Origin of the sequence: Aliiruegeria sabulilitoris (genome assembly GCF_001558155.1) — a bacterium.
In the GTDB taxonomy this organism is placed as follows: domain Bacteria; phylum Pseudomonadota; class Alphaproteobacteria; order Rhodobacterales; family Rhodobacteraceae; genus Tropicimonas; species Tropicimonas sabulilitoris.
The window spans coordinates 24,563-37,506 of sequence record NZ_LOAS01000009.1 but is presented as its reverse complement, the minus strand read 5'-3'; the positions used below and the strand labels follow the sequence as shown (position 1 = coordinate 37,506).

At 64.4% G+C, this 12,944-nt stretch carries 12 protein-coding genes; 1 reads left to right on the top strand and 11 read right to left on the bottom strand.

All coding sequences use genetic code 11. The features are described from left to right. Window positions 1-17: 17 nt before the first annotated feature. The 6 genes from murB to ftsW all read right to left on the bottom strand — a co-directional run bounded on the left by murB (window position 18) and on the right by ftsW (window position 5,295). A complete protein-coding gene (gene murB, locus AX756_RS08970) occupies window positions 18-950 on the bottom strand; it encodes a UDP-N-acetylmuramate dehydrogenase (protein ID WP_082739025.1) in 933 nt (310 codons plus the stop codon). A 91-nt stretch (window positions 951-1,041) separates the two neighbouring features. Next, window positions 1,042-1,287: a DUF2484 family protein gene (locus AX756_RS08965; protein WP_068310226.1), complete on the bottom strand. Its 246-nt coding sequence runs from the start codon at window positions 1,285-1,287 to the stop codon at window positions 1,042-1,044. Next, window positions 1,284-1,559 (bottom strand): DUF2484 family protein, encoded by a 276-nt coding sequence (locus AX756_RS08960; RefSeq protein WP_068310224.1) that lies wholly within the window; start codon window positions 1,557-1,559, stop codon window positions 1,284-1,286. The genes AX756_RS08965 and AX756_RS08960 overlap by 4 nt, the downstream gene beginning before the upstream one ends. A 42-nt stretch (window positions 1,560-1,601) precedes the next feature. Further along, a complete protein-coding gene (murC, locus tag AX756_RS08955; RefSeq protein WP_068310222.1) occupies window positions 1,602-2,999 on the bottom strand; it encodes a UDP-N-acetylmuramate--L-alanine ligase in 1,398 nt (465 codons plus the stop codon). A gap of 17 nt (window positions 3,000-3,016) precedes the next feature. Continuing rightward, complete coding sequence (locus AX756_RS08950) at window positions 3,017-4,081, bottom strand: UDP-N-acetylglucosamine--N-acetylmuramyl-(pentapeptide) pyrophosphoryl-undecaprenol N-acetylglucosamine transferase (protein ID WP_068310599.1); 1,065 nt, start codon at window positions 4,079-4,081, stop codon at window positions 3,017-3,019. 47 nt (window positions 4,082-4,128) lie between these two features. Then, window positions 4,129-5,295, bottom strand: a complete 1,167-nt coding sequence (ftsW, locus tag AX756_RS08945; RefSeq protein WP_068310221.1) for a putative lipid II flippase FtsW — start codon at window positions 5,293-5,295, stop codon at window positions 4,129-4,131. 187 nt (window positions 5,296-5,482) lie between these two features. Here ftsW and AX756_RS08940 point away from each other — a divergent pair, with 187 nt between their 5' ends. Further along, window positions 5,483-6,670, top strand: a complete 1,188-nt coding sequence (locus AX756_RS08940; protein WP_068310219.1) for a BaiN/RdsA family NAD(P)/FAD-dependent oxidoreductase — start codon at window positions 5,483-5,485, stop codon at window positions 6,668-6,670. 81 nt (window positions 6,671-6,751) lie between these two features. Here the strand turns inward: AX756_RS08940 and murD are convergent, their stop codons facing one another. The 5 genes from murD to AX756_RS08915 form a co-directional block, all read right to left on the bottom strand. After that, window positions 6,752-8,158: a UDP-N-acetylmuramoyl-L-alanine--D-glutamate ligase gene (gene murD, locus AX756_RS08935; RefSeq protein WP_068310217.1), complete on the bottom strand. Its 1,407-nt coding sequence runs from the start codon at window positions 8,156-8,158 to the stop codon at window positions 6,752-6,754. Between the two features lie 100 nt (window positions 8,159-8,258). Then, the gene (locus AX756_RS08930; RefSeq protein WP_068310215.1) at window positions 8,259-8,912 is read right to left on the bottom strand and encodes an SDR family NAD(P)-dependent oxidoreductase; all 654 of its coding nucleotides are present in this window, start codon (window positions 8,910-8,912) and stop codon (window positions 8,259-8,261) included. Window positions 8,913-8,937: 25 nt separating this feature from the next. Beyond that, complete coding sequence (gene mraY / locus AX756_RS08925; RefSeq protein ID WP_068310213.1) at window positions 8,938-10,020, bottom strand: phospho-N-acetylmuramoyl-pentapeptide-transferase; 1,083 nt, start codon at window positions 10,018-10,020, stop codon at window positions 8,938-8,940. Window positions 10,021-10,038: 18 nt separating this feature from the next. Next, on the bottom strand, window positions 10,039-11,460 hold the full coding sequence (locus tag AX756_RS08920) for a UDP-N-acetylmuramoyl-tripeptide--D-alanyl-D-alanine ligase (protein WP_068310211.1): 1,422 nt from the start codon (window positions 11,458-11,460) through the stop codon (window positions 10,039-10,041). After that, window positions 11,457-12,944: a UDP-N-acetylmuramoyl-L-alanyl-D-glutamate--2,6-diaminopimelate ligase gene (locus AX756_RS08915; protein ID WP_068310209.1), complete on the bottom strand. Its 1,488-nt coding sequence runs from the start codon at window positions 12,942-12,944 to the stop codon at window positions 11,457-11,459. The genes AX756_RS08920 and AX756_RS08915 overlap by 4 nt, the downstream gene beginning before the upstream one ends.

The following is a 12,944-nucleotide window of genomic DNA, read 5'->3' as shown; positions in this document are numbered from 1 at the left end:
GCGTGGTTCCGCCGGTGTCATTCCGGGGCCGGTTCACCGACCCTCATGATTTCCCACTCTAGCTCTATTCCGCTGTTTTGGTAAACCTTTTTCCTGACCAACTCGCCGAGTCCTTCGAGCTCCGCCGCGGTGGCGTTATTGGCATTCAGCAGGAAATTCGAGTGCTTCTCGGACATCTGCGCGCCCCCCAACCAGGCGCCGCGCATTCCGGCATCGTCAATCACCTTCCAGGCTTTCAATTCATGCGTGTCATCGGCCCATCCCGTCGAGCTGAAACCGGCCGGATTACGGAAGGTGGAGCCGGCGGAACGTTCCTTGGTGGGTTGCGTCGCGTCCCGCTTGGCAAGCTGGCTGGCCATGCGGGCCTGAAGGCCGTCAGGGTCGGCTTTTCGGGCACGCAAGCGCGCCGAAGTGATGACCCAACCGCGTGGCAGCTTGGTAGATCGATATGCAAATTTCAACATCTCCGGTGTGAGATGCACGACGTTGCCATTGCGCGTCACCGCCTCGGCCTCGATCAGGTGATCGGCCATGTAGGAGCCATAACAGCCCGCATTCATCCGAACAGCCCCGCCAATTGCTCCTGGAATGGTCCGAAGAAAGGTCAGATCAAGCCCCGCCTCGGCCGCTTTTCGGGCCACCATGGAATCGAGCGCGGCCGCGCCGGCTGTCACTATTCCATCATCGCAGTCGATCTGGTTGAAACCGCGCCCCAGACGGACCACCACGCCCCTGATGCCGCCATCACGTACGATCAAGTTGGAGCCGACGCCCATGGGAAAGACCCGGATATCGTGGTCGAGCTGCTCCATGAACGCGCACAAATCCTCCCGGTCGGCCGGCTGGAAGAGCCAATCCGCCGGCCCACCAACACGCAGCCATGTCAGCCCGTCGAGGGGCCGGTTCGGGGTCAGTTCACCGCGGATCTCGATCTGGTCGGGCTGGGCCATGTCCTGTTCCTCCAACATATGGATCGCGCCTTGATAGACAGGCGTCGGCGGTCAAGTCGAGGGCGAAATTGGTGGGGAGCCGAAGGCCGATCTAGCCGAAGATCCGCCGCGCCCACCGCCACAGATACACCAACGGCCAACGCAGGATCGAAGCTCCGGCAAGGAAGACGAGAAGCCCCACCAAGATCCCATTTTCATGGATCACGAAACCCAGGATCGGCAGACCGAACGCGATCAGCACATAGGCCTGTGGCCAGTGGTGACGTCGGGACGGGATCAGCGCGATCACCGCAGCCGTGACGACCCAGAGGCAGGCAAGCGTGAGCGACAGGCTCACTGCCGCTCTCCCAGAACGCGCCCCCGGGCGCTTTCACGGGTCGCGCCGGTTACCCGAAGCGCGAGGTAGCGCAACGGCTTGCGGAACATCGACAGCACGGCAACGGTGGCCAGCAGAAGCGGCAGCCAACCATAGTCACCGCCGATCTGCCAGACGAGCCAGGGCGCGCTCAGAAGCAGCGTCAGGCCGGGGAGGGTCTGGTAACGTAAGGGCAACATCGCGGTGGCAGCACCGAGAAGCACCCAGAGACACCCGAGGACAAGAACGTTCATGCGTTCCTCCCTGGGGCCGGCCGAACAGGCCGGCGGTTTCACTCACCCCTGCAGGCGTTCCGGCAGGGCATTGGCCCAGGCGCTGATGGTACCGGCGCCAAGGCAGACCACCATGTCGCCCGGCTGAGTCTGTTCGCGCACAAGCCGCTCAAGGTCGTCCTCGCACAGAAGCGCGCGGGCATGGCGGTGTCCGTGGCGGATCAACCCGGCCACGAGCGCATCCCGGTCCGCGCCCTCGATGGGGGTTTCGCCGGCGGCAAAGACTTCGGCGATGCCAACCACGTCCGCCTCGTTGAAGCAGGCGCAGAAATCGTCGAAGAGGCTATGCAGCCGCGAATAACGGTGCGGTTGGTGCACGGCAATGACACGTCCGTCACAAGCCTGCCGTGCGGCCTTCAGCACCGCTGCGATCTCGACCGGGTGATGGCCGTAATCGTCGATGATGGTCACACCGTTTACTTCGCCCACCTTGGTAAAGCGACGGTTAACGCCACCGAAATTGGCCAGCGCCTCACGGATTTCGTCGGCCTTCATGCCGAGGTGACGCGCAACGGCAATGGCTGACAGCGCGTTGGAAACGTTGTGATCACCCGGCATCGGCAGGGTGCAGCCCTCGATGACCATGCCGTCATTCTTCAGCTCGACATCGAAATGCGCGATGCCCGCCTTGTAGTGCAGGTTGAGCGCCCGCACATCGGCCTGCGCGTTGAAACCATAGGTGATGACCCGGCGATCCGTGATCTTGCCGACCAGTGCCTGCACCTCCGGGTGATCGGTGCAGCAGATCGCAACGCCATAGAAGGGCAGGTTCTCGACGAAAGTCTTGAAGCCCGCGCGCAGGTTATCGATCGAACCCCAGTGCTCCATGTGCTCGGGGTCGATATTGGTGATGATGGCCACGGTCGCGGGCAGGCGGTTGAAGGTGCCGTCGCTTTCGTCGGCTTCAACCACCATCCACTCGCCCTGCCCCGCGCGCGCGTTGGAACCGTAAGCGTGGATGATGCCGCCATTGATCACCGTCGGGTCAATGCCGCCGGCATCGAGAAGGGTGGCGACCATGGTGGTGGTCGTCGTCTTGCCATGGGTGCCGGCAATGGCGATGTTGGATTTGAGCCGCATCAGCTCGGCAAGCATCTCGGCCCGGCGCACGACCGGCAGGCCGCGGGCGCGGGCGCCGTCCAGCTCCGGGTTGCCCGGCTTGATCGCGGAGGAAATCACCACGACCTCGGCATTTTCGAGATTGTCGTCCCTCTGCCCGATGAAGACCGTCGCCCCGAGCCGCTCCAGCCGCTCCGTGATCTTCGACGGTTTCAAGTCAGAGCCCTGAACGGTGTAGCCATGGGTCAACAGCACCTCGGCAATGCCGGACATGCCGATTCCGCCAATTCCGACGAAATGGATCGGGCCCACATCGGTGGGGAGTTTGGTGACTGCGTTCATAATTCTGCTTCCGTCCATCATGGCTGCGCGCCCTCCTGCGTCTTGTGACCGGACAGTTCTTCGACCATCTCGACCAGCCTCTCGGTGGCGTCGGGGCGCCCTTCGGAGAGCGCATTCCGCGACATCTGCAAGGCCGCATCCGGGTTTTCCAGTATCGCGCGTATCTGCTCTGAAAGCGTTTCGACATCAAGCTGCGATTCCGGAATCACTATCGCCGCCTGGGCATCGGCAAGACCTCGCGCATTGGCGGTCTGGTGATCGCCCGCTGCCACTGCATAGGGGATCAGGATCGAGGGCCGGCCTATGATCGAGATATCCGCCACCGAAGACGCGCCCGAACGCGAGATCACGAGCTGTGCCTCGCTCATGCGGCGGGGTACGTCGGTGAAGAAAGGCTGCACATCCGCCGTGATCGCATGCTCAAGGTAATAGGTCTCGACCCGTTCCTGATCCTCGCCGCGCGCCTGATGGGAGACGCGCATATGCTCAAGGTGCTCCATCGGAAGGGCCGCGATGGCGGGCGGTACGACATCGGAAAGGATCCGCGCCCCTTGGCTGCCGCCAATCACCAGCAGCTCCATCGGGTAGTCTCCCGGCGGAATATAGCCGGCGCCTGCCCGCTCCATGACCGCCGCCCGCACAGGGTTTCCCGTGTGAACGCCCTCGACGCCGGCGGGCAGTTCGGTCGGCCATGTGCCGCAAGCAACTGCATTGACGCGTTTCGAGAAGATCCTGTTCACCCGGCCCAGCACACCGTTCTGCTCATGCAGCATCCGGGGCAGGCGCAGGATCCACGCCGCCGTCATGGCCGGAATGGCAGGGTAGCCGCCGAACCCCACGACCACGGCGGGCCGCTCCAGCAGCATGCGGAAGGTCGCGCCGATCACGCCACCGAGGATGCGGAACGGCGCCAGCGCCTTGGCGAGAATCCCGCCGCGCGCAAAGGTCGCCGAGGCAACCTCGACGATCTCGACCGCATCCGGGAAGCCGCCGGCATAACGCGCGCCGCGCGCATCGGTGGACAGGCGCACCCGCCATCCTTTCTCCAACAGCGCTTCGGCCAGCGCCTGGGCGGGGAACATGTGCCCGCCCGTGCCGCCAGCCGCGATAATGATCAGAGGTTGAGCCACTAGTGCCCCCTGCGTTGGAAGACATCCGCGATTTCGCCCTGCGGGCGGGTGCGGGTAAACGCCAGAAGCATGCCGACGGCAATCCCTCCGGCGATCAGCGAGGAGCCGCCATAGGAGACAAAGGGAAGCGTCATGCCCTTGGCGGGCAGCAGGCGCACGGCAACGCCCATATTGATCATCGCCTGAACACCGAACATGCAGGCAAGCCCCGTCCCGGCCAGACGCGTGAAGGGGTCGCGCTCCCGCATAAGCCGGAACAGCGAGCGCAGCACGACAATACCATAGAGCACAATGATCGCCATCACGAGCACGAGCCCGTATTCTTCCGCCGCAACGGCAATGATGAAATCGGTATGCGCATCCGGCAGGGACCATTTCACCTGTCCCTCGCCCACGCCGACACCGAAGAAGCCGCCCTCCTGAATCGCGTTGGTGGCATAGCCAAGCTGCGTACGCGGATCGATTTCCGGGTTGAGAAAGCCGTCGATCCGGCGGGCGAAATGCTCCGAGGCATTATAGGCCATGAAGCCGAACCCCACGATCCCCCCGGCAATGCCGACAAGCAGGACAAGCGGCGCACCGGCCACGAAATACATCACGCCCCAGGCGAACATGGTCAGCGCGGCCTGCCCGAAATCGGGCTGCAGCGCCAAAAGGCCGACAATGGCACAGACCAGCGCAAAGGAAATCGTCTTCCCCGGAGGTCCACCCACTTCCTGGCTGGCGGCCATGAGCCAGGCAGCCAGCACCACGAAGGCGGGTTTGAGGAACTCAGACGGCTGCACCGAGGCGAAGCCGAAGGAATACCAGCGCACCGCGCCCTTGCCGAAATCGGTCCCGAAGAAGGGTAGCAGCACGAGGGAGAAAAAGGCCGCGATGAAACCCAACACCGCCAGACGGCGCACCAGCGCCGGCGACATCATGGATGTCAGAAGCATGGTGATTATGGCCAACCCGCCAAAGAACACCTGCCGCTCCACGTAGTGGAACGAACTCAGCCCGTTGCGCGCGGCCAGCGGCGGCGAGGCGGCAAGCCCCAGCAACAAGCCGATGCCGAACAGCAACAGGATGGCCGACATCGTCCATTTGTCGACCGTACGCCACCAACGTGGAAGAACCGGATCGCCCGCGCGCGCGGGCGCGGTGCCATAGACCATCTCCGTCATGGATAAACCGCCACTCTGCCTCTACATGCCCGGTTTTCCGGGTCTATGCGCGGACTCTACGCGCCTGTGGCCGTTTTTTCCAGAAGAATGACAATCAGGGGACTTTTTCTTGTCGCCCTGAATCCGAAAGCCGACAGTCATCGGTTGGGGCTTGACCCCGTCGCGGCGGAGCGGCAGGTGCCAAGGCATGAAGCTCGACACCCTGATCCTTGGAGCCGGAGCCGCGGGGCTCATGTGCGCCGCCCATGCCTGCGGGCGCTGCCTCGTTGTGGATCACGCGAAAGCGGCGGGCGAGAAGATCCGCATCTCGGGCGGCGGGCGATGCAATTTCACCAATCTCCATGCCGGCCCGGACAACTTCCTCTCGGCCAACCCGCATTTCTGCAAATCGGCGCTGAGCCGCTATACGCAGTGGGATTTTCTGGATCTCGTCGGGCGCCACAAGATCGCATGGCACGAAAAGACGCTCGGGCAATTGTTCTGTGACGGCTCCGCCAAGGAGATCATCGCCATGCTTCTGGCCGAAATCGCCAAGGCCGGGGCCGAGATCTGGCTGGAGACACAGATCGGCGAGATCACCCATTCCGACGGGCGCTTTCGGGTACAACTGACCCGCGGCGGCAAGGTCACCACCGTCGAAACCCGCGCGCTGGTCGTGGCCACGGGCGGCAAATCCATCCCCAAGATGGGCGCCACGGGCCTTGCCTACAGGATTGCCGAGCGTTTCGGGCTGCCGCTCGTCGAAACGCGCCCCGCCCTTGTGCCGCTTACCTTTGGTGGAAGCACGCTGGAGGGCCTGAAGCCTCTGGCCGGCCTGTCGGTCGAGGCCGAGATCACCTGCAACGGTACGCGCTTCCGCGAAGGTCTGCTTTTCACCCACCGCGGCCTCTCCGGCCCCTCGATCCTGCAGATCTCCTCCTATTGGCGCGAAGGGGACGCATTGTCGGTCCACCTGCTGCCGGATCAGGATTTCCTCGCTCTTCTGCAATCCCATCGGCAGACAGAGGGCCGCAAGGCGCTGCAAACCGTGTTGGGGGAGTTTCTTCCAACAAGGCTTGCGCGAAAGATGGTGGAGGAGAGCGGGCTTGTCGGAAATCTTGGCGACCAGTCCGACAGATCCCTGCAAGGGCTCGTCTCGAAGCTGACCGATTGGCAACTGACCCCGACCGGCAGCGAAGGCTACCGAACCGCCGAGGTGACGCTTGGCGGCATAGACACCGCGGCACTATCGTCCCGCACAATGGAAGCCAACGCCCTGCCCGGCCTCTATTTCATCGGCGAAGCGGTCGATGTCACCGGTTGGCTCGGCGGCTACAATTTCCAGTGGGCCTGGTCGTCGGGCTGGGCGGCCGGACAGGCGATCGCCTCAACCTGAGGCGCTCCGTGTCAATGCGCGGCAATGGCCCGAAGGGCTCAGGAACAATGCGCCGCAGGCGCGCTGTTTGATAGCCGGCCCCTACGCGTCGAGCGCGGCCCGCACCCGCTCCATGAAATCCTCGCCGCGCTTCTCGAAGCTGTCATACTGGTCGAAACTCGCGGCAGCCGGCGCCAGAAGCACGGTCTCTCCCGGCTGCGCCTCGGCCATGGAACGCAAAACCGCCTGCTCCATGGTGCCACAGATCTCGCTCTCGACCCCGTCACCGAGCCCGAGCGCGAAATGTTCCGCCTCGCGCCCGATCACATAAGCCTTGGTCACGTTGCCAAGATGCGGATGCAGCGCCGCCAACCCGCCTTCTTTCTCCAGCCCGCCACAGATCCAGCGGATCCGGTCGAATGCCTGCAAGGCCTGCGCCGCCGAGTCGACATTCGTCGCCTTGGAATCGTTGACGAAAACAACGCCGTCCTTCTCGCCCACCACCTGGCTGCGATGCGGCAGGCCCTGGAAGGAATGCAGGCCAGCCTCGATCACCCTCGGCGCAACACCGAGTGTACGCGCCACCGCGTAAGCCGCGCAGGCATTCTGATGGTTATGCGCTCCCGGCAGGCCCTTCACTTGCCGCAGATCAATCGAGGCCACCTGCCGCCCCTTGCGTGTCTCCGCCAGGAACCCCTTTCGGGTAAAAACGGACCAGCCCGGCCCTTGCAACTTGCGCCCGGACGACACCCGGATCACCCGGTCATCCGCCGGTCCCTCGGAAAGCTGCCCGGCAAGAAACAGCCCCTCGGGTTCGTCCACGCCGATCACCGCCCGATCCGGTCCGCCTTCGGCCAGAAGTCTCCGCTTGGCTGCGAAATACCCGCCATAACCGCCGTGCCGGTCGAGATGATCCGGCGAGAGATTCGTGAACACGGCCACATCCGGCGTCAACGAGCGCGCAAGGTCGGTCTGGTAGGAACTGAGCTCGATCACCACGACACCGCCATCCTCCGGCGGGTCGATATCGAGCACGCCACGGCCGATATTGCCGGCAAGCTGCACCGAACGGCCGGCCTCTGCCAGCAAATGCGCGATCAAGGCAGAGGTCGTGGACTTGCCATTGGACCCGGTCACCGCAACCACTTTCGGGATGGTCTCGAACTGATCCCAGTCCGATATCGCCAGCGAGCGGAAGAACAGGCCGATATCATTGTCGACCGGCACGCCAGCCTCCAATGCTGCGGCAATGGCCCGGTGCGGGGCGGGGTAGAGATGCGGAATGCCGGGCGAGGTCACCAATAGGGCTATATCGTCCAGCGCACCGGCTCGACTGATATCCCGTATTTCAAACCCTTCAGCCTTCGCGCGCTCCCGTCCAGCCGCGCCGTCATCCCAGCACATGGGGGTACCGCCGCCCGCCTGCACGGCCCGCGCTGCGGCAAGGCCCGAGCGCCCAAGACCCAGGATAGCGATATTCTGTCCTTCAACTCCGCGAACCGGGATCATGTCCTGTCTCCTTTCGTCAAGAGGGGCTTGCCCGCGGGCGGAGCCCGACGGGCGGTGGCGCGCGCAAGCGCGCGCGGATGGCAGTCAAGGGCGGTGCCTTTCACCACGAGATTTCCTTGCGGCGCCGGAAGAAGCCGCCCGTGGGGCCATCCTGTGGCAATGTCGCCAGCCAGATCGCCGTATCGGCCCCCTCTTCGGGGCTGAGATTGGCGCCATCGCCCCCCATGCGCGTGCGAACCCAGCCGGGGCACATGGTGTTGATCTTCACGCAATCGGGCAGGTCGCGCGCCAAGGCCTTCGTCTGCGCATTCAGCGCTGCCTTGGCGATGCCATAAGCATTCGGCCCGCCCAGCCCCTCGGCAAAAGCACCCCAACCGGAAGACATATTGACGATCCGCCCGTAGCAACGCGCGATCATCCCGGGCGCCAGCGACAGAACAAGCCGAAAGGGCGCATCGACCATGACCGCCATCGCGTCGAAATAGCCGGCCGGGTTCTCCAGCAGGCTTCCCTGCGGCAGGATACCGGCATTGTTGACCAGGATGTCGAACTTCGCACCATCGAACTGGCGCAGCGTGTCCGGCTCCAGCAGATCGGCCAAGGCCCAGTTGCAGCCGAGCGCCGCCGCGGCACCTTCTCCTGCGTCCCGATCTCGCGCGGTGATGGTCACGTCGAACCCCTGCGCAACGAGTCCGGCCGCGATAGCGCGACCGATGCCACGATTTCCACCGGTTACCAGAGCGGCCCTGGCCATGGTTCTTCTCCCTCGGGCAATTGCCTCAGCGGATTTTCAGCGTTGCCAGACCAATCAGGCCCAGGATCAGCGAGATGATCCAGAAGCGGATGACGATCTGCGGCTCTGCCCAGCCGCGCTTCTCGAAATGATGGTGGATCGGCGCCATAAGGAAAACCCGTTTCCCCGTGCGCTTGAAATAGGCGACCTGGATGATGACCGAAAGCGCCTCGACCACGAACAGACCGCCGACGATGGCCAGTACGATCTCGTGCTTGGTCGAAACGGCGATGGCGCCGAGCGCACCGCCAAGAGCCAGCGATCCGGTATCGCCCATGAAAACGGCCGCAGGCGGTGCGTTGTACCACAGGAAGCCCAGCCCTCCGCCGATCAGTCCGGCGACGAAGACGATCAACTCACCGGTGCCCGGCACGTAATGCAGGCCCAGATACTCGGTATAGTCCGAACGGCCAACGAAATAGGCGATGATCCCCAACGTACCGGCGGCGATCATCACCGGCATGATCGCCAACCCGTCCAGCCCGTCGGTCAGGTTTACGGCGTTTGCCGCGCCCACGATCACGATCATGGCGAAGGGGATGAACAGGAAGCTCAGGTTGATCAGCATGTCCTTGAAGACGGGCAGCGCGAGCTGGTTGGTCAGCTCCGCCGGATGCATCCAGGCCGCCAACCCGCTTGCCAGCGCTGCGATCAGGAAGCCCAGCCCAAGGCGTACACGCCCAGATACGCCGGCCGTGTTGTTCTTGGAGACCTTGGCATAATCGTCAGCAAACCCGATAGCCCCGAACCCCATGGTGACAAATAGCACGACCCAGACGTAGGGGTTGTCGAGCCGCGCCCAGAGCAGGGTCGAGAATACGAGCGCGCCCAGGATCAGAACCCCACCCATGGTGGGCGTGCCGGCCTTGACGAAATGGCCCTCCGGCCCATCCTCGCGGATCGGCTGCCCTTTGCCCTGCTTGCGCCGCAGCAGGTTGATCAGCGGACGGCCAAAGAGAAACCCGAAGATCAGCGCGGTGAAGAACGCGCCGCCGGTGCGGAAGGTGATATAGCGAAACAGGTTGAAGAAATCGCCGCCATCCGAGAAATTTGTCAGCCAGTAGAGCATTCGCCCTGCCCCTTCTTGTTATTCCGCCACCGATTGACCCAGTTTGCGAACGGCGTCAACGACACGCGCAAGCCGTATGCCGAGCGACCCCTTGATCAGCACGATATCGCCGGGGGCGACCACCGTTCGGATCCTGTCGGCCATCTTGGCGCTGTTGTCGCAACACAGGCCCTGCTGTGCCTTGGGCAACGCCTCGTAGAGAGCCTGCATGCGTTCACCCACGCAATGCACCACGTCCACCGCCTCCATCGCCGGAAGATCGGCCAGTGCTGCATGCAAGTCCGCTTCCTGCGGGCCAAGCTCCAGCATATCGCCCAGAATGGCGATCCGGCGCCCACGCGGCTCAGATGCCGCCAGCATGGCCAGCGCCGCGCCAACGGAAGCCGGGTTGGCATTGTAGGAATCGTCGATCAGCTCGAAACGAGCCGTCTCGTCCACGATATCGAACGAAATGACCTCCCGTGCGCCCCGGCCCTCATAGGGTTTCCAAAGCGCGAGGTCATGTGCCGCAATGGCCAGGTCCGCTCCAACGGCGGTAGCGGCGGCCAGTGCGCCCAGACCGTTCATGGCGAAATGCCGTCCCGGCGATTGCAGCTTGAACATGACCGGATGGGATTTGCCATCCGGCCCGGTCATCCGGGCCTTGGCAATCGTCATGCCTTCCTGAAGCAGCACTTCGATCAGGCGGGCCTGTGCGCCGGTCTCCCCGAAACCGATGATCCTGGCGCCATGCGCTCGCGCGGCGTCGAACAGGATATCGGCTGTCGGGACATCGGCGTTCAACACCGCCGGTCCGCCCGGGCGCAGCCCCTCCAGAATCGACGCCTTCTCGCGCGCGATCCCTTCTATACCCTCGAAAGCTTCCAGATGTGCCGGCGCGACGATGGTCACCAGCGCCGCGTCCAGATCGGCCAGACGCGCGAGCGGGGCGATCTCGCCGGGGTGGTTCATGCCGATCTCGATCACCGCGTAATCGGCATCGGCCGGCATACGGGCAAGCGTCAGCGGAACGCCCCAGTGGTTGTTGTAGCTCTTTTCGGCCGCGTGAACCTTGCCCTGGCCCGCGAGGATGGCGCGCAGCATCTCCTTGGTCGAGGTCTTGCCAACAGACCCCGTGACGCCGATTACCTTCGCCCTTGTGCGAGCCCGCGCGGCGGCGCCGAGCGCTTCCAGCGCGGACAGAACATCTTCGACGATCAGGAGTGGCGCATCTTCGGCCACACCTTCGGGGATCCGGTTGACCAGCGCCGCCGCAGCGCCTTTCTCCAGCGCCTGCGCCACGAAATCATGCCCGTCACGCACGTCTTTCAACGCCACGAACAGCCCGCCCGGCGCCAGCGTGCGGGTGTCGATGGACACCGAACTGGCCTGCCAGTTGGTGGTCGCGCGCCCGCCGGTCGCGGCAGCGGCGGCCTCAGAAGTCCACAGGATATTGTTCATGTCAGATGTCCGTCCAATGCGGCCACGGCAACCGAGGCCTGCTCCACATCGTCAAAGGGGTAGACCACATCGCCCACCGTCTGGCCCGTCTCGTGCCCCTTGCCCGCGATGAGCAGCGCATCGCCAGGGCCGAGCGCATCGACGCCGCGCAGGATCGCCTCGGCCCGGTCGCCGACCTCGGTTGCTTCCTGGCACCCTGCCTTGACCATGGCCCGAATGTCCGCCGGGTTCTCGGAGCGGGGATTGTCGTCGGTCACGATGGCGACGTCGGCATTCTCGGCCACGGCCTGCCCCATCAGGATGCGCTTTCCGGTATCCCGGTCGCCGCCGGCGCCGAACACGCAGATGATGCGCCCCATCACATGCGGGCGCAGCGCCTTGAGCGCGGTCGAGAGCGCATCGGGCGTGTGGGCATAATCGACGAAAACCGGTGCGCCATTGTCGCGCGTGGCAGCCAGCTCCATCCGGCCGCGCACGCCAACAAGCTTCGGCAGCACACCGAACACATCCGCCGGGTCGCTGCCGGAGGCAATGGCCAGCCCTGTGGCGATCATGACATTTTCGGACTGGAAGCCGCCGATCAGCTTCAGCCGCACCTGCTGCAAGGCGCCATTCCAGGCGAAGCGCACATCCTGCCCGGTGCTGTCGAAGCGCAGCCCGAGAATGCGCAGGTGGTTCTCCTCGCCGCGTCCGACCCGGACTACCTCCTGCCCGACAGATTCGGCCACACCGGCCATGCGCGCACCATAGGCGCTGTCCATCTGGATCACGGCAATGCCGTCATCGCTCATCACGCGTTTGAACAGACCCGCTTTCGCGGCGAAATACTCCTCGAAATTCGCATGATAATCGAGGTGGTCCTGCGTGAGGTTGGTGAAGCCGGCCGCAGCGAGCCGCACCCCATCGAGCCGCTTCTGTGCCAATCCATGCGAGGAGGCCTCCATCGCGGCGTGGGTCACGCCGTTCGCGGCGGCCTCGGCAAGCGCGCGGTGCAGCGTGATCGGCTCGGGTGTTGTGTGGCGCAGCGGCGCCTCCCAGGCGCCTTCGACGCCGGTGGTGCCGAGATTGACGGCTTCAAGGCCAAGATTGGTCCAGATCTGGCGGGTAAAGCTGGCGACCGAGGTCTTGCCGTTGGTGCCGGTCACGGCGACCATCACCTCGGGTTGGGCGGCGAACCAGAGCGCCGCCGCGCCCGCCAACGCGGCACGCGGGTCTTCAACCACGACAACGGCGACCGGGTTGGTGATAAGCTCGGCCTCGGCAATGCGCGCGCCCTCGGCATCGGTCAGGATCGCGCCCGCCCCTTGCCGCAGCGCATATTGGATGAACTCTCCGCCATGCACCTTGGTTCCCGGCAGCGCCGCGAAAAGAGTACCGGGCGCCACCTCGCGGCTATCGACGGCGAGGCCCGTGATCCGCGCCTCCGCGCCGCCCTGCGCGGTCAGCCCCAACTCGGCAAGGGATTTTGTCGCAACTTCGCTCAT

What these genes read in the sequence shown, in the direction of transcription:
- AX756_RS08930 (WP_068310215.1), bottom strand. Translation starts at nt 8,912, where the DNA reads ATGGCCAGGGCCGCTCTGGTAACCGGTGGAAATCGTGGCATCGGTCGC.
- murC (WP_068310222.1), bottom strand. Translation starts at nt 2,999, where the DNA reads ATGAACGCAGTCACCAAACTCCCCACCGATGTGGGCCCGATCCATTTC.
- AX756_RS08920 (WP_068310211.1), bottom strand. Translation starts at nt 11,460, where the DNA reads ATGAACAATATCCTGTGGACTTCTGAGGCCGCCGCTGCCGCGACCGGC.
- AX756_RS08940 (WP_068310219.1), top strand. Translation starts at nt 5,483, where the DNA reads ATGAAGCTCGACACCCTGATCCTTGGAGCCGGAGCCGCGGGGCTCATG.
- ftsW (WP_068310221.1), bottom strand. Translation starts at nt 5,295, where the DNA reads ATGACGGAGATGGTCTATGGCACCGCGCCCGCGCGCGCGGGCGATCCG.
- mraY (WP_068310213.1), bottom strand. Translation starts at nt 10,020, where the DNA reads ATGCTCTACTGGCTGACAAATTTCTCGGATGGCGGCGATTTCTTCAAC.
- AX756_RS08960 (WP_068310224.1), bottom strand. Translation starts at nt 1,559, where the DNA reads ATGAACGTTCTTGTCCTCGGGTGTCTCTGGGTGCTTCTCGGTGCTGCC.
- murB (WP_082739025.1), bottom strand. Translation starts at nt 950, where the DNA reads ATGGCCCAGCCCGACCAGATCGAGATCCGCGGTGAACTGACCCCGAAC.
- murD (WP_068310217.1), bottom strand. Translation starts at nt 8,158, where the DNA reads ATGATCCCGGTTCGCGGAGTTGAAGGACAGAATATCGCTATCCTGGGT.
- AX756_RS08915 (WP_068310209.1), bottom strand. Translation starts at nt 12,944, where the DNA reads ATGAGCGAAGTTGCGACAAAATCCCTTGCCGAGTTGGGGCTGACCGCG.
- AX756_RS08950 (WP_068310599.1), bottom strand. Translation starts at nt 4,081, where the DNA reads ATGTTCCCCGCCCAGGCGCTGGCCGAAGCGCTGTTGGAGAAAGGATGG.